13 protein-coding genes are annotated in these 15,530 nt (G+C 43.9%); 11 read left to right on the forward strand and 2 right to left on the reverse strand.

Annotation, left to right across the window (positions count from 1 at the left end):
- Nucleotides 1–4 precede the first annotated feature (4 nt).
- From DXB91_RS06035 to DXB91_RS06065, 6 genes are all read left to right on the forward strand, one after another.
- Nucleotides 5–1,657, forward strand: coding sequence for an ABC transporter permease subunit (locus DXB91_RS06035; RefSeq protein WP_117549881.1), 1,653 nt, complete (start codon nt 5–7; stop codon nt 1,655–1,657).
- Between the two features lie 772 nt (nt 1,658–2,429).
- Nucleotides 2,430–4,037 carry a response regulator gene (locus tag DXB91_RS06045; RefSeq protein WP_118017061.1) on the forward strand — a complete coding sequence of 536 codons (1,608 nt, stop codon included), beginning with the start codon at nt 2,430–2,432 and terminating at the stop codon, nt 4,035–4,037.
- A 32-nt stretch (nt 4,038–4,069) separates the two neighbouring features.
- On the forward strand, nt 4,070–5,974 hold the full coding sequence (locus DXB91_RS06050; protein ID WP_118017063.1) for a cache domain-containing sensor histidine kinase: 1,905 nt from the start codon (nt 4,070–4,072) through the stop codon (nt 5,972–5,974).
- Nucleotides 5,961–6,923: a substrate-binding domain-containing protein gene (locus tag DXB91_RS06055; RefSeq protein ID WP_015534391.1), complete on the forward strand. Its 963-nt coding sequence runs from the start codon at nt 5,961–5,963 to the stop codon at nt 6,921–6,923. The genes DXB91_RS06050 and DXB91_RS06055 overlap by 14 nt, the downstream gene beginning before the upstream one ends.
- A complete protein-coding gene (locus DXB91_RS06060) occupies nt 6,916–7,956 on the forward strand; it encodes a galactose ABC transporter substrate-binding protein (protein ID WP_118017065.1) in 1,041 nt (346 codons plus the stop codon). The genes DXB91_RS06055 and DXB91_RS06060 overlap by 8 nt, the downstream gene beginning before the upstream one ends.
- A gap of 59 nt (nt 7,957–8,015) precedes the next feature.
- Nucleotides 8,016–8,597: a DUF6553 family protein gene (locus tag DXB91_RS06065; protein WP_118017067.1), complete on the forward strand. Its 582-nt coding sequence runs from the start codon at nt 8,016–8,018 to the stop codon at nt 8,595–8,597.
- A 104-nt stretch (nt 8,598–8,701) separates the two neighbouring features.
- On the opposite strand, the gene DXB91_RS06070 is transcribed toward DXB91_RS06065, so the two are convergent.
- Entirely contained in the window at nt 8,702–10,177 is a 1,476-nt protein-coding gene (locus DXB91_RS06070; protein WP_118017069.1) for a PH domain-containing protein, read from the reverse strand.
- A gap of 136 nt (nt 10,178–10,313) precedes the next feature.
- Nucleotides 10,314–10,703, reverse strand: a complete 390-nt coding sequence (locus tag DXB91_RS06075; protein ID WP_118017071.1) for a GntR family transcriptional regulator — start codon at nt 10,701–10,703, stop codon at nt 10,314–10,316.
- Between the two features lie 247 nt (nt 10,704–10,950).
- On the opposite strand from DXB91_RS06075, the gene DXB91_RS06080 reads away from it, so the two are divergent.
- The 5 genes from DXB91_RS06080 to DXB91_RS06100 all read left to right on the forward strand — a co-directional run bounded on the left by DXB91_RS06080 (nt 10,951) and on the right by DXB91_RS06100 (nt 15,471).
- Nucleotides 10,951–11,136: a hypothetical protein gene (locus tag DXB91_RS06080; RefSeq protein ID WP_199413848.1), complete on the forward strand. Its 186-nt coding sequence runs from the start codon at nt 10,951–10,953 to the stop codon at nt 11,134–11,136.
- A gap of 12 nt (nt 11,137–11,148) precedes the next feature.
- Complete coding sequence (locus DXB91_RS06085) at nt 11,149–11,796, forward strand: alpha/beta hydrolase-fold protein (RefSeq protein WP_158564585.1); 648 nt, start codon at nt 11,149–11,151, stop codon at nt 11,794–11,796.
- Between the two features lie 207 nt (nt 11,797–12,003).
- Nucleotides 12,004–13,677, forward strand: coding sequence for a hypothetical protein (locus DXB91_RS06090; protein WP_118017075.1), 1,674 nt, complete (start codon nt 12,004–12,006; stop codon nt 13,675–13,677).
- 137 nt (nt 13,678–13,814) lie between these two features.
- Nucleotides 13,815–14,435, forward strand: coding sequence for a flavin reductase (locus DXB91_RS06095; RefSeq protein WP_118017077.1), 621 nt, complete (start codon nt 13,815–13,817; stop codon nt 14,433–14,435).
- Between the two features lie 142 nt (nt 14,436–14,577).
- The gene (locus tag DXB91_RS06100) at nt 14,578–15,471 is read left to right on the forward strand and encodes a Fic family protein (protein WP_022217426.1); all 894 of its coding nucleotides are present in this window, start codon (nt 14,578–14,580) and stop codon (nt 15,469–15,471) included.
- The last annotated feature ends 59 nt before the right edge of the window (nt 15,472–15,530 follow it).

The raw sequence follows: 15,530 nt of genomic DNA on the forward strand, positions 1-15,530 counted from the left end.
GGATATGGCAGATAAAAATATGATCCTTTCGGCTGATGCAGAGGAAAAACTCCTCAAGCCGATTGATGAATATGTTGGAAAGATACAGGCTCAGATCGATGAACTTCGAGTTGATGGATCTGACAAGGTTCGTAGTTTGAAGAACCATATAGCTATCGCAAAGGAAGATAAGAATTTATCAAAGGATGAAAAGGATAGCATAATCGCAAAGGATAAGGCAGCCCTGGAGAAGGCAAAGGCAGTTGAGGCAGCCAACAAAGATAAGGTTGCAAAGCTCATCGCCGATGCAGAGGGATACCTTAAGGAGCACTATGACAGCGAGTACTACAGCAAGGTAGTGGCAAGCTGCGAGGCTGAGAAGGCAGCAGAAAATGAGTCCTATGAGAGAGTAAAGGCGACACTCAAGACAGAGCATGAGCAGACACTTGCAAAGCTCTCTGATTCGGAAGAGATCAAGGACGAGAAATATGTATACAAGAACAAGCTCTTTGATGCACAGATGACACATGAGTCAAGACTTCAGGAGATCAAGGACAGAAAGCATGATGCATTTTCACACAAGTATCATCTGATAGATCTTCTTAGAATGTCCAAGTACACATTCATGCAGAGCAGAGCACAGAAATTTGAGAATTACAAGTACACATTCAATACAACACAGTTCCTTTACAAGAATGGTCTGTATATAGTAATCGTGTTGATATTCATTGCACTTTGTATCATCACTCCGATTGTGAAGAACACACAGCTCCTCACAGTTACCAATATACTGAATATACTTCAGCAGGCATCACCTAGAATGTTCCTGGCACTCGGTGTTGCGGGACTTATCCTCCTGACTGGTACCGATCTTTCGATTGGACGTATGGTTGGTATGGGTATGGTTACAGCTACCATTATCATGCACAACGGTGCAAATACAGGTGGTGTGTTCGGACACATATTTGATTTCTCAAGTATGCCGGTTGTAGGAAAAGCATTATTTGCACTTGTTGCATGTATTATCCTCACAACAGTATTCTCAAGTATTGCAGGTTTCTTCATGGCGAAGTACAAGATGCATCCGTTCATCTCAACAATGGCGAACATGCTGATAATCTTCGGACTTGTAACATATGCGACAAAGGGTGTTTCATTTGGTGCTATTGATTCAGCAATACCAAATATGTTCATCCCAACAATAGGAAACTTCCCAACTATTATCATTTGGGCAATAGTTGCTGTAGTTGTAGTATGGTTCATCTGGAACAAGACTACATTTGGTAAGAATCTGTACGCTGTAGGTGGAAACCCAGAGGCAGCAGCAGTTTCAGGTATATCAGTTTTCAAGGTAACACTTGGCGCATTCATCCTTGCCGGTATCCTTTACGGATTCGGATCATGGCTTGAGTGTAACAGAATGGTTGGTTCAGGTAGTGCAGCTTATGGACAGGGCTGGGATATGGACGCCATAGCAGCCTGCGTTGTTGGTGGTGTTTCATTCACAGGTGGTATCGGTAAGATCTCCGGTGTTGTAACTGGTGTTCTTATCTTCACATCACTTACCTACTCACTTACTATTCTTGGTATTGATACAAACCTTCAGTTCATATTTGAAGGTATCATCATCCTTGCCGCTGTAACTCTTGACTGTCTCAAGTATGTACAGAAGAAGTAAGGAACAACAAATTTAACTCTCACAAAACCTTTATATAAAAAGCCGCTCGGATCGTCTACAGGATGGATTGAGCGGCTTTTTTCATAAGGAGGGGCCCGCATAAGCGGGAGGATTCCTTGTGAAGTGCACGAAGTGCACGCATGACGCAAGGCATGTGGATTGGCGGACGCCTTCTGTGCATCTATGCCACTTTTTTATGCATGCCACCTAATCACGCAGCCGCTTCCTTCGCTCCAATGATTTTATCTGCATGCGGCGCCGCGCGCGATAAGGGCGTTTGCGCGCTCTGCCTTAGCAAAAATCATTGAAGCTCAGTCGCGTCTAGCTATCGATTAGGTGGCATGCATAAAAGTGGCAGGCGCATGCAAGGAAGGCTGGCCTGAGGAGATATTTATATATTGTGAATTTCTGGACGAGTGTTCCCTTTCCCTCACTTCAGCTTGCTTTTATCTGCACACTGCTTTGACCGCGATAAGGGCAATGCGGTCTCTGCAGTGGCAAAAAGCGCTGAAGCTCAGTCGTGTTCACTATCGATGTCGCAGTATATAAATGCAGCCATGCATGCAGCCGGAAACAAGCTGGATCCTCAGCTGGAAACAGGCAAGGCTTCGAGTCACGGACAGGTGAGGAAAATTCCTTGACGGTATAGATGAAGAAATAATGAAATAATAATAAAAGTACAGATATTCTCTGCGGTATTTGATATAATTACATTGCTGGAAAAGACCGGTGAACCGGGTGGCATTTGATATATAGAAAGGATTTCTGTTAGATGGATAAATACAAGGTTATCCTTGTCGATGACGAGGAAGAGGTTATAGATGTTATAGAGAGAAAGATTCACTGGGATATGCTCGGGTTTGATGTTGTGGGAAGTGCCAACAATGGTGTGAAGGCTCTTGAACTGGTGGAGAAGCTGCAGCCGGATGTGGTCATAACGGATATTAAGATGCCATATATGGACGGTCTTGAGCTGTCCAGACGACTCAACAATGATTATCAGAATATACACATCATCATATTCACAGGGTTTGATGAGTTTGAGTATGCCAAGGAGGCGGTGCACCTTGAGATAGAGGAGTACATGCTCAAGCCTATAAATGCATTAGAACTCTCGGATTGTCTGAAGAGGGTCAAGAACTCTCTGGACAAGGAGAGGGAGGAAAAGCTGAATGTAGAGAAGCTTGCAAATTATTTCAATGCATCTCTGCCTGTTCTTCAGACAAATCTGTTTGTATCACTGATAGAGGGCAGAGTGAGCGAGTCGGATTATGAGAAATTCCTTGCAGCATACCAGATCGATATGAAGGGACCGCTTTATTGCTGCGCGGTTTTTCATACATCGGAGCATCACGTTCCAGATGGAATGAACCCGCTTCTGTTGTCAATGTCAGTGGAACAGCAGATCAAGGACAGAATTGCTGATACATGGAAATGCAAGGTATTTACATATCTGGGCAACACAGTGCTCATCATCGAGATAGTCTCAGAGGATGCCATGGCAGAGCTGACGGATGCCTGCGACAGATTCTGCAGATGGGCTTACCGGGTCATGGGGGCCGTGGTGACTGCCGGTATTGGCAGAGTGTGCGACAGTCTTCTGAATATCAACAACTCATATGAGGGTGCCAGAGAAGCTGTATCATACAGGGTTCTATACGGAACCCAGAGGGCTATAAATATTGCTGAGATCGCACCGAAGGAGCAGAAGGCAGCAGTACAGTATGAAGATGCAAATATGCATGAGCTTATCAAGTCAATATATCTTGGCAAAAGAGATGCCATTGAGGGCGCAGTACATGATGAGATAGAGAAGCTGCACAGATCTGCACAGACCATGAACAGGTACAAGCTGACGCTCATGGAGATGGTAGGAACATTCTACAGATTCTGTGCAAATAATTTTATAGATTTTGATAATTTTTCAGGTGGGATCAGCAACCCATACGAGAAGGTTCCTGAGATGGATGAAGTTACCCTCACAGCATGGCTCATAGACACATCGATGGCGATCGGCGAGGAATTGAAAAATGCCAGAAATAACACGTCCAGAAGAATGGTAACGGATGCCCAGAATATGGTAGTTGACAGGTATATGGAGCCCGATCTGTCGCTGGATACGGTGTGCTCAGAGCTTGGTGTGTCCAATTCGTATTTTTCATCGGTGTTCAAGAAGGAGACAGGCAAGGCATTTATCTCGTATCTGACGGATTACAGGATGGATCACGCAGCCAATCTCATACTTGAGACAAATGAGAAGAGCTATAAGATAGCAGAGCAGGTGGGATATCAGGATGCAAATTATTTCAGCTATGTGTTCAAGAAGAGATTTGGAATGTCGCCATCAAAGTACAGAACTGAACATGCGGGGAATAAGTAGAGCAGAGAAAGTATAAGGGGAGTAGAATTGTTTTGAAGATTAGAGAGAAAAAGGATGCTCAGGGCAAAAAGCAGAAAAATAAATATTCTCTGCGCGCGAGGCTGCGAGGCTGGTTTCATCATGGCAGATTTATAGGATTTGACATACAGTCAATAATCATGGCGGTGCTCACAGGACTGACGATAACCACAACTGTTGTTATGGGGTTTCTTATTTACAATAGATTCAAGCTTGCGATAAAGCAGACTGCAGTGTCAAATGCAGAAAGCATGATAGAGAGTACTGTGGATAAAGTGGATACAGACCTGGCAGGTATCAGACAGATATCTAATGGAGTGAATTATAACATTATCCAGGAATATGACATCTCCAGTCAGGAGTTCAGCAGACAGTTCAGCCTTTTATATGAGGTGAATGTTGACAAAGTGCAGAGTATGGCGTTGTACGACAATTCCGGGAAGCTTATTGCTGCGGAGCCGGTTGCAGTGCAGAAGGATAAGGTTAATGTGGAGGAACAGGAATGGTACAAGAATGCATCTGAAGATATAGAGAATATGCACTTTTCTACACCTCATATACAAGATCTGTTTCAAGATGGCGCCAACAGGTATTATTGGGTCATATCCCTCAGCCGTTCTGTTGATATCAATGATGGAGATAAGCCGGTAAACGGCGTGCTTCTGATAGATATGAAGTATTCCGTGATCGAGGAGGCTCTTTCAAGGATCAATGATTCTTCAAGTGAGACTTATTATTATCTGTGCAATCGTGACGGAGATATCATATACCATCCGCGAAGAGCAGAGATAGACAGAGGCTTTTTCACAGAGGAAAGTACAGAGGCAGCGGTATACGATGACGGTACATATGAGATCAAGATGACGGGTGGCACAGAAAATGTTGTTGTCAGCAGTATAGCCTACACTGGATGGAAGATCATAGGAGTTGTCCCGGAAAGTGTTCAGACTGCCAGCATCAATCAGTACAGATATTACATCATAACTACGGTTGTGATATTGCTTATGATGCTCTTGTGGGTGAACAGGATCATAACAAAGAAAATCTCAAAGCCTATACTTAAGCTGAATGAATCAGTAAAGTCATATGAGACAGGTGGAACCACGGATATATATATTGGAGGATCTTCCGAGATAAGACATCTGGGATATTCGGTCAAGAAATCCTATGAGCAGATAGAGGTTCTGATGCAGGAGATAATCAGACAGCAGAATGAGCGGAGAAAGAGTGAGATGGATGCGCTCCAGAGTCAGATCAATCCGCATTTCCTGTATAATACACTGGAGTCCATAACATGGATGGTGGAGGCGAACAGAAATACAGATGCAGTATTTATGATATCTGAGCTTGCAAAGCTGCTGAGGATAAGTCTGTCAAAAGGCAGAACTGTCATAAGGATAGCGGACGAGATCCAGCACAGCACGAGTTACATGAACATACAGAAGGTAAGATATAAAGAAAGATTTGCTACAGAATTTATCATAGACGAAGAGATAAATGACTATTGTACAGTTAAACTTATCGTGCAGCCAATCCTGGAAAATGCAATATACTACGGTGTGGGCAACATGGATGAGGACGATGGCGGCAAGATAACTGTCCGCGGTGAGAAGAAGGGCAATGACATCTACATTTCAGTTGAGGATAATGGCATGGGTATGTCGGAGGATGTTGTCCGGAACATCCTTGTGGACAACAATAAGGTGCCAAAGCATGGCTCCGGAGTGGGTGTTATCAATGTTCACTCCAGGATAAAGCTGATGTTTGGCAGCGAATATGGATTAAAGGTGTACAGTGAGCCGGACGAGGGAACAAAGGTTGTCATTCACATTCCAGCCATTCCTTACACGGAGGAGAACAGAGAGAGACTTGAGAGGCAGGATTTTGGAAGGGGGATGGCGACAGATGAAGAAGAGTAAGATAACATTCCTGATCGCGGAGCTGTTTTTGGTTGTAATAGCCGGATTCTTTATACACCAGATATTCCGGGAAAATGTACCTCAGAAAAGAGTAGCGGTCATACTTTCAAATTCCGGTGATAAGAGGTGGGATGGACTTATAAATGGACTTAAACAATCAGCAAATGTCAATGATGTACATCTTATCATATGCAACACCGATGATATCGAGTCAGCCCAGGATGAGAAGGAGCTAATAGATGAACAGCTTGAAAATGATGTAGATGCATTCATAATTTGTCCTGCACCGGGCGAGGATACATCGGATATGCTGGGACAGCTTGGCGATGTACCATTTGTACTTATAACCCAGGATGCATACAGTGAAGATGGCGCCTCGGGATTTGTCACGATAAAACCTGATAACTACAAGATAGGATATACCCTTGGAGAACAGATCAGGGCAAATGATGCGGACGGACTCCGTGGCAAAAGCATAGGCATTATAACCGGATATTCCCAGACAGAGGGAAGTGTGAGCGGAAAAGCAGGACTTATGGATGCGATAGAAGGAACCGGATGCGAGGTGAGCTGGGTGTACAGCCGATGTGGCAATCAGAACATATGTGACATTGTGGATATTCTGGGAAAGGTGGACTACATGGTTGTGATGGACACATATGCGATCGATGAGATAGGAGAGAATGCGGATAACGGTATGTACAATGGCGCCCAGATATATGGAATGGGGACCAGCGTAAAATCTGTGGCGCTGCTTGATGCGGGCAAGATAAAGTGCCTTGTTATTCCGGATGGATACGGTGTTGGCTATGCCAGTGTGACAGAGGTAGTAAAGGGTCTGAACAGCAGGTTGTATACGATGAAGAGTCGGGAGGAGGGCATAAAGATAATATACAGTGACGATTTGTTCTCCGATGATGTAGAGAGGTTTTTATATTCATATGAGTAGACAGAAACGAAGAAAAATATATGTGCTTTTGCTGGCAGCTGCGATGATAGTCTCGCTTATGGGCTGCGGCAGCAGCAATAAAAAATCAAACAAAACCATGAGAGTCGGGGTGGTCACTTATACAGCAGATGATCCATTCATAAATGCCATGATTGAAAAGGTGAAATCTCAGCTTAAGACTATGGAGACCACAAACATGAATGTGATAGTATCGGTGAGAAGTGGTGATAATGATCAGCGTGAGCAGGATGAGATAGTTGATGAGATGATAGATGCAGGCTGCGATGTGCTGTGTGTAAATCTTGTAGACAGAACCGCACCGGCAAATATTATCAAGTCAGCAAGGCAGAGTGATATACCAGTGATCTTTTTCAACAGAGAGCCGGTGCGTGATGACCTGATGCAGTGGGAAAAGCTCTACTATGTTGGCTGTGACGCAAAAGAATCCGGTGATATGCAGGGTGAGATTGCGGCAAATTATATAAAGAAGCACAGCGAAGTGGATCGCAACGGTGATGGCAAGATACAGTATGTTCTTCTGGAGGGGGAGGCCGGACATCAGGATGCCATAAGCAGAACCGACTGTTCGGTGAAGACCATCATGGATAAGGGAGTGGATCTTGAGAAGCTCAGTTATCAGTTTGCAGACTGGAACAGAGGTCAGGCGGAGAACAGAATGACTCAGCTTATAAGTCAGTATGGCAGTCAGATAGAGCTTGTCATATCCAACAATGATGAGATGGCACTGGGCGCAGTTGAGGCGTACGATAACTCAAGTATAAGCCGGGACAAATGGCCTGTGATCTTTGGAATAGACGGACTTGATGATGCTCTCCAGGCGATAAAGCAGGGAAATATGCAGGGAACAGTTTATAATGACAAGGAGGCCCAGGCGGGAGAGATAGCGCGGTTGGCAGTTGATCTCTTCAAGGGAAACAGCATTGATGGTCATAATCTTGAAGAGGGCAAATATTACGTGTCGCCTTATTGGAAGGTCGATGTTGACAGCGTGGATGATTTCCTGCACAGATAAGGGTAACCGACTGATACGTGAATAAAAAATTGTGAATTAAATATTCGGGAAGGATGCATATGGGAAATAGCTGGATAGAAGAATTTTACGGAGAGACGGATGCAGATAAGAGACTTGAACTGCTGGAAAATAACAGCACGGATATGGATGGTGACAGCGCCGGTTCGTCTACTGCCTTCCGTCAGAGATTGTGGACGGCGAGATATGGCAAGAGAAAGCCGAAGAATGATGCATTTGTGGGCTGCCTTATGGAGCTCAAATACATATCGGAGGGCGGTTCTGTTGACATCGGAGGTCAGAAAAAGAAACAGGCAGTGGAGATTATAAGCAAGCTCTGCCTGTTCGATGCAGACAGAAGAAGTGTCGAGGAACAGGAGATACTGCTATATGAACTCAAGAATGCGTTTCTCAAGTTCATCGAGGTGAGCAGAGGCGGCAGAGGTTTCACATCCATAGCATTTGGCATGGGGCAGCTCTCGGATGAGGGCGTGGCGAAGAAGATCGCAGATCAGATAAGCTCCATCGCATTTGACGCGCCGCACATGCTGCACATGGACAAGGAATTTGCCATACTTCAGAGCGCAGCACTGGCGGCGTTCAGGCAGGAGTATCCTAACAGGGAGCATTTCTTAAGAAAATGATAGCATAGACGGAATGGCTATGTGTGAACAGATCAAAAGACCATCATGTATTTAGTGTTAAAATGCATGATGGTCTTATCTATTGTGCCTGTTTTGGCGTTATCTCATGAATGTATGGATTCGAAGATAGAATAAGTATCATCAGAATCCTTGGTGTTCATAAATATCACTTCATCCCTTGTCTTTATCATGATGATGGGATAACTGTCTGCGTATACATACAGCCCACATTTGCCGTAGGTGCTGCTCTTGAAATGGCCGATCAGGTATTCATCGGTGGCACCTCCGTTTGTGCGAATAAAATCATCGTCTGGCAGTTCATCCAGAAGCTGAACCTCCTCGATGTCATCAAAATATATCTCCGATGAGTATATGGCAGCAGACACTGTGAGTTTGTTGGAGTCAAGATGAGTGTCGATATGCACGTTTATGAATGGCACAAGCACGCCTATCGTCCAGACAATGCAGGCGGTGATAAGGATATATGTAAGTCCTGTAAAAATCTTTGCGCTCCTGGTGGCATAGTTAAATGTATAATTTCCACTCTGCAATCTGTTCTGAACCAGCACATGCGGGTCGGAAGGATTGTAGTAATATCCGGTTTTCCAGTATTCGTCGTCATCCACGTAGAGAGGCTGGGTGTCGGCTGCCAAGAGTTCACGTTTTCTGCTTTGTGCCATGAGGAGAGGTGCAAACAATCCGATGGCTGCGAGAGTCTGGATAAATATATAGACATAGAGTGCGGAGCTGCACAGCGAGACATCTACAAGCGTACCCTTGAAATTTTGGATATCAGAAAGCGAAATTTGCCGGGACTTACTGGCTGATGATATGCAATGAATCAGGGTGTCAATAGTGATATATACCCATGCGACAGCATTTGTTGCCGAAAGAATCAGCATTGCTAGTCCCTTGTATATCTTCATGGTTCTGTTGACGGTCTGGTTGAGCTGGGTATCCGAGCTGTACACAGTTCGCTCGTGCCGGTTTACATATATGTGGAATATCATGGATGTAAGTGACATCAGGACGGAGCAGAGTCCCATTATTATCATTGTGGTTGATATGACCGCACTTTTCCCTATCACAAATGGCACTAGGCAAATGAGCTCTACAAGGATTATTATTCCATGATAATTGAAACTGATCTCACTTTTGCCGATCTGGGTTGACACATTTGTATCAATGTAGCGTTTTCTTTTCTGAGCAGGGATTATCCAGTCATTTTTCATCTTAAGGGCATACATTTTCCTGTGCGCGGAGTTGTTTGCATATGTTATAAGGAAACAGAATGCGATCATCCAGACAGTGTATGCCAGTACGAATATAATGATCTCCCAGAACACGACAAAGCACAGGGCTGTTCCAAGGATGAGATTTATCCAGATAATCCGGTTCATCTTACGTCTGGCAGCAGCAACAATATTCAGGACGGTTTCGTCTTCACTGTGTTCCTTTGGAATGTGGACACCCAGTAGCATTCCTTCGGTATACGAATAATTACTTGTATATACGAACTTCATTATGAGCAGTATGAAGAAGTTCATAAACAGGAAGATGATAAATAATGCTATGCTCATAAGCGGCTCCTTTCTGTTATTTTAGTGGATATTTGTTGTATAAAGATTCTTTCTCCCAGTTATGATAATGCTTATTCATAATTGGTATTATTTTCATGCAAATTGGTTACACCATATCGCCTAACGGCTCATTGTATCATATTTGGATTGGAGAAGACTTCATTTTGGAATATACTTTATCGCACAACTTGAGAAAATCTTCCCGGTTCATCCCGGTTATGCTTGCCTCGGCAGACAGAAGTTCCAACTCTGACTCCAGCTTGTCACGGAACTCGGCGTCCATATTGATATTTTCTGATACAAATGCTCCAAGCCTTCTGTCAGTTCTGATATATCCCTCGTTTTTGAGTATCTGGTATGTCTTATTCACAGTCATTGTGTTCACGCCGGCATCCGCCGCAAGCTGTCTTACAGTGGGAAGCTTTTCACCTGACTGTATCTCGCCTTTGCCGATTCCCTTTACTATCTGATTGCGCAGCTGTACGTATATGGGTGTGTCACTGCTCATGTCAAGCTCTATGATCATGTGGTGTCCCTCCTTTTTTGTATTATCTGTATTATAATATATAATACAGATTCCGCAATAAGTCAACTATGAAAAACCGCCGTATAAATAAAAATCATCCGTGAGTAAGTTGATTACCCACAGATGATCATTATATAATTCATTATATCCAAAAGTTCTTCCGGTGACAATTCATTTGAGTGTATTGACGCAGGACGAAAGATTTGAACAGGCGCAGGCTAACGGAAATAAAGGAGGTTTAAAAAATATGTGTGAAGTACTTGATAGGGCGGAAGCCAGAGGAGAAGAAAGAGGGATATCTATAGGCGAGGCGCGAGGAGAATTAAAGGGTGCAGTGAGGGCATATTTGGATGTGAAGGTTCCTATAGAAGAGATAGCGAAGAAACTGAACATATCAGTGGAGAAAGTCCAGAAGATAGCCGACACACTATAGGAGATGAAAAACATGCAGATACACACACTTATATCTTCGGAAAATGGTCCGATCATCCTCTGGGTCATGTACCCACACAGGGGAGATGAACTGGAGCACACAGCGGATTCTATCAGAGAACTGGTGGGAGAAGAACATTTTACACTTGTTGCGATACAGATAGATGACTGGAACAGGAATCTCTCACCGTGGAGATCGGATGAGGTCGATGGATCATTTGCCGGGGAGGCAGGACGGACACTGGATTATATAGAACAGCAGGTCGTACCGCAGTTGGATATTCAAAGCCAGGCGAACAGACCTCTTTATATCATGGGATATTCGCTTGCCGGGCTTTTTGCACTTTGGGCAATGTATCAGACGGATATATTTGCCGGGTGTGCCACATGTTCAGGTTCAATGTGGTATCCGGGATTTGTGGAATATGTAAACAGCCAGCCGACACTTGCGAATAAACATATATACATCAGCCTCGGCGGTAAGGAATCGAGAACGTCAGACAGACTTATGGCAACTGTGGCGGATCGGACAAAGGAGATTTGCGAACTTCTCAAAAAAGACAACGATGTGATATATGAGATAAATCCAGGTGGGCATTTTGCCGATTCCGGGAAGAGGCTGGCAAAGGCTGTGAAGTGGATAGAGAAGGCAAAAGGATAACAAAAAGCACAGGAGAGCACATATATACAATCGTTCACTGGCAGAACGATACGAGGCATAACATATACCGGATAGATATATATTTTTATCGGAATAGATGATAATATATGGGGCAGACATATGGAGTAGATAGATTAATGGCAGACACGATCCGGTAAGTATATGCAGCGAAAAATCAGATCGTGGTAAGCCGGAAAGAAGGGCAACATGGGTAAACAGACAAAGAAAAAGAAAAGCACAGGAGCGGCAAAGGAGATATTTGCAAAGCCCCCAGGAAGGCTCGGCAAATGGAATGTGATAGCATTTGTCGTGCTGGTCATAGGAGAGCTTATATACTATTATGCGGCAACACCGGCGATCAACATACAGAGTACAAGTTTCTGGGTGTGGATGGTCATTTCAGTTGCGCTTGTTGGCTTTTGTACGCTTGATTTCACGGTGGAGAGTAATGATACCAGAAGTGTCGCAACGAAAGCAACGAAACCGGCAGCATGGATAGTAGTAATAATGATAGTGGTCGGACTCATTATGGTGGCGGCGTCATCCAAGCTGTTTTGTGCATCAAAGTATGCAAGTCTCATCAATATAGAGGATGGGGACTTCCAGACGGATATCCCGGAGAGCAGGCAGATAAATGACATTGCACTGATGGATACAAGCACAGCGAGGATCATAGGTGAGAGAGCCGTCGGTTCACTCTCGGATGTGGTCAGCCAGTATGAGGTCAGCGGCAATTACAGCACTATAGATTACAATGGCGCGCCGATGAAGGTCGCAGCACTCAACTATGCGGGATTCATCAAATATATGAACAACAGGAAGAACGGAATCCCGGGTTATGTTCTTGTGGATCCTGTAAAGAATGAGGCACACTATATACAGACTGAAAAGCCTATAGTGTATTCACCTTCAGCGTATTTCAACAAGAACCTGTACAGACATGTCCAGATGGCTTATCCGACATATATATTTGAAGGTTTCTATCTGGAGCTCAATGACGATGGCAATCCATATTACATCTGTCCGGTTCTTGAGTCGCATGCAGGACTCTTCGGTGCAAAGGATGTAAAGGGCGTGGTTATATGCGATCCGTGTACGGGCGATACAGAGTACCATGAAGTCAGTGATGTTCCACACTGGGTGGACCGTGTATATGATGGCGACCTGGTGTGCCAGAAATACGACTGGTACGGCGAGCTCTCAGGCGGCTACTGGAACAGCGTATTTGGCAATAAGGGCTGCAAGAGGACTACGGATGATTATGGTTACAAGGTTATGGACGGCGATGTGTGGGTATATACAGGTGTCACATCGGTAAATGGTGACGAGTCCAACATAGGATTTGCTCTGATGAATCTCCGGACAGGAGAGAGCAAATATTATAAGGTGGCAGGTGCAGAGGAATACTCAGCCATGTCATCGGCAGAGGGACAGGTACAGCATCTTGGTTATAAGGCATCCTTCCCATCACTCATCAATATCAGCGGAATACCAACCTACATCATGGTCTTAAAGGACAACGGTGGCCTGGTAAAGATGTATGCGCTTGTCGATGTGGAGAAGTACAATATTGTAGCTACAGGCACTACCCAGAAGGACGCACTTGCGGCATACAACAAGCTGCTGGCAGAGAACGGACTTAAGAGTACGCAGAGCATGACGGATGATATACCAAACAGACAGATCACGGTAGCTGATATCAAATATATCAACATGGATGAGACGACATATGTGTATATCACGGATGAAAATGGCAATGTATACAAGCAGGATTTCTCAGAGAACGAGGAACTGATATTTATACAGAGCGGGGATAAAATAAAAGTATTTTATCAGGAATCAGCCAACGGAATAAATGACATAATATCTGTTGAGAGATAGATTTATTCGCTAAATAAAGGCTCTCCCTGTGATAAACAGGGGGAGCTTTTTGCATGATAATGTGGTATTATAGAAATATCTTATTGAGAATAAATCTATATAACTGATTAATTATGATTGACAAGGAGGTTATTATCATGGATAAAAAGGCGATCTACAGTTTATCATACGGGATTTTCATGTTGTCCACAAAGCTGGGCGACAAGACAAATGGCTGCATCATCAACACCTGTATACAGGTGGCGAACAATCCAACGCGGGTTGCGATATCGGTTCTCAACACGAATTACACATGTGATCTGCTCAAGGAGAGTGGTGTGTTTGCCCTCAGTGTACTTGACGAGCAGTGTACATTTGACTCGATAAAGCACTTCGGTTTCCAGTCGGGAAGAGATGTGGACAAGTTCGAGAGCATAAAGATGCCGGAGGATATCAATGGAATTCCATACATGGGTTGGTATGCATGTGCGGTAATCAGCGGCAAGGTAGTTGAGAGCCATGATCTCGGAACGCACACGTTGTTCATCGCGGAGGTGGTTGATGCAAAGATGCTGTCAGACAAGGCTCCTCTCACATATGCTGATTATCAGGCACATGTAAAGCCAAAGGCAGACAAGCCTCCTAAGACAGATAAGAAGATAGTGGGATGGCGATGCAAGATATGTAACTATGTATATGAGGGAAGTGAGCTCCCGGCAGATTATGTATGTCCTCTGTGTGGACACGGAGCAGACGACTTTGAACCTATATATGAGTAATGTAAGATATGCCGTTATCGGCAAGAAATGAACGGTTTCAAATCTTGAAAAAGTTGATTTCTTGCCGGTAACGGCATATACTATCTATATACAAAACACTGTGCAGATGATAAAAGCCCATTGCGTAAAAGGAGGGATTTTCATGGGTTATATTTCAGTTGCAGAGACTGCAAAAAAATGGAATGTGTCAGAACGAACCGTTAGAAATTACTGCGCTCATGATAAGATTCCTGGGGCTTTTCTGACGGGAAAGACGTGGAATATACCGGATTCTGCGCAGAAACCAATGCGTCAATCTGCGGGAGAAGAGAACCGGGATCTGCTGACTGTGCTGAGAGAAGAGAAAAAAAATGGAATTAAAGGTGGCATTTATCATAAGATACAGGTGGATCTCACTTACAATTCCAATCATATAGAGGGCAGCAGGCTCAGTCATGATCAGACACGGTATATATATGAGACAAATACTATAGGCGTGAGTGATCAGGCGATAAATGTTGACGATATAGTCGAGACGACCAATCATTTCAGGTGTATAGATCTGGTGATCGATGATGCAAAGAACTTATTAAGTGAGAAAATGATAAAGGAGCTGCATTTGATTCTAAAGAATGGAACTCAGGACTCACGAAAAGAATGGTTTGCGGTGGGAGATTACAAGAAAGTTCCGAATGAGGTGGGCGGTCATGATACGGCTTTGCCGGAAGAAGTTCCAGAGAAAATGAAAAATCTCCTTGCAAGATACCGCAAGCTCAATGAAAAGACACTAGATGATATTCTGGATTTTCACCATGAATTTGAAAGTATTCATCCGTTTCAAGATGGCAATGGCAGGGTTGGCAGGCTGATATTGTTCAAGGAGTGTCTGAAATATGATATAGTTCCATTTATCATAGATGAAGATCTCAAATGGTATTACTATAGAGGACTTTCAGAATGGAATAGAGAAAGAGGATATCTGCGGGATACCTGCCTTACTGCGCAGGATAAGTTTAAAAAGTACCTGGACTATTTCAGGATACAGCACAGAGATTAAAATAATGGAGACCAGCTATGAAAAGTCAACCATAGATTAGCTGGAAATTATTAAATCAT

Source organism: Coprococcus sp. OM06-34AC (assembly GCF_003462545.1).
Taxonomy (GTDB): domain Bacteria; phylum Bacillota; class Clostridia; order Lachnospirales; family Lachnospiraceae; genus Coprococcus; species Coprococcus aceti.

What these genes read in the sequence shown, in the direction of transcription:
- DXB91_RS06035 (WP_117549881.1), top strand. Translation starts at nt 5, where the DNA reads ATGGCAGATAAAAATATGATCCTTTCGGCTGATGCAGAGGAAAAACTC.
- DXB91_RS06045 (WP_118017061.1), top strand. Translation starts at nt 2,430, where the DNA reads ATGGATAAATACAAGGTTATCCTTGTCGATGACGAGGAAGAGGTTATA.
- DXB91_RS06055 (WP_015534391.1), top strand. Translation starts at nt 5,961, where the DNA reads ATGAAGAAGAGTAAGATAACATTCCTGATCGCGGAGCTGTTTTTGGTT.
- DXB91_RS06060 (WP_118017065.1), top strand. Translation starts at nt 6,916, where the DNA reads ATGAGTAGACAGAAACGAAGAAAAATATATGTGCTTTTGCTGGCAGCT.
- DXB91_RS06065 (WP_118017067.1), top strand. Translation starts at nt 8,016, where the DNA reads ATGGGAAATAGCTGGATAGAAGAATTTTACGGAGAGACGGATGCAGAT.
- DXB91_RS06070 (WP_118017069.1), bottom strand. Translation starts at nt 10,177, where the DNA reads ATGAGCATAGCATTATTTATCATCTTCCTGTTTATGAACTTCTTCATA.
- DXB91_RS06075 (WP_118017071.1), bottom strand. Translation starts at nt 10,703, where the DNA reads ATGATCATAGAGCTTGACATGAGCAGTGACACACCCATATACGTACAG.
- DXB91_RS06080 (WP_199413848.1), top strand. Translation starts at nt 10,951, where the DNA reads ATGTGTGAAGTACTTGATAGGGCGGAAGCCAGAGGAGAAGAAAGAGGG.
- DXB91_RS06085 (WP_158564585.1), top strand. Translation starts at nt 11,149, where the DNA reads ATGCAGATACACACACTTATATCTTCGGAAAATGGTCCGATCATCCTC.
- DXB91_RS06090 (WP_118017075.1), top strand. Translation starts at nt 12,004, where the DNA reads ATGGGTAAACAGACAAAGAAAAAGAAAAGCACAGGAGCGGCAAAGGAG.
- DXB91_RS06095 (WP_118017077.1), top strand. Translation starts at nt 13,815, where the DNA reads ATGGATAAAAAGGCGATCTACAGTTTATCATACGGGATTTTCATGTTG.
- DXB91_RS06100 (WP_022217426.1), top strand. Translation starts at nt 14,578, where the DNA reads ATGGGTTATATTTCAGTTGCAGAGACTGCAAAAAAATGGAATGTGTCA.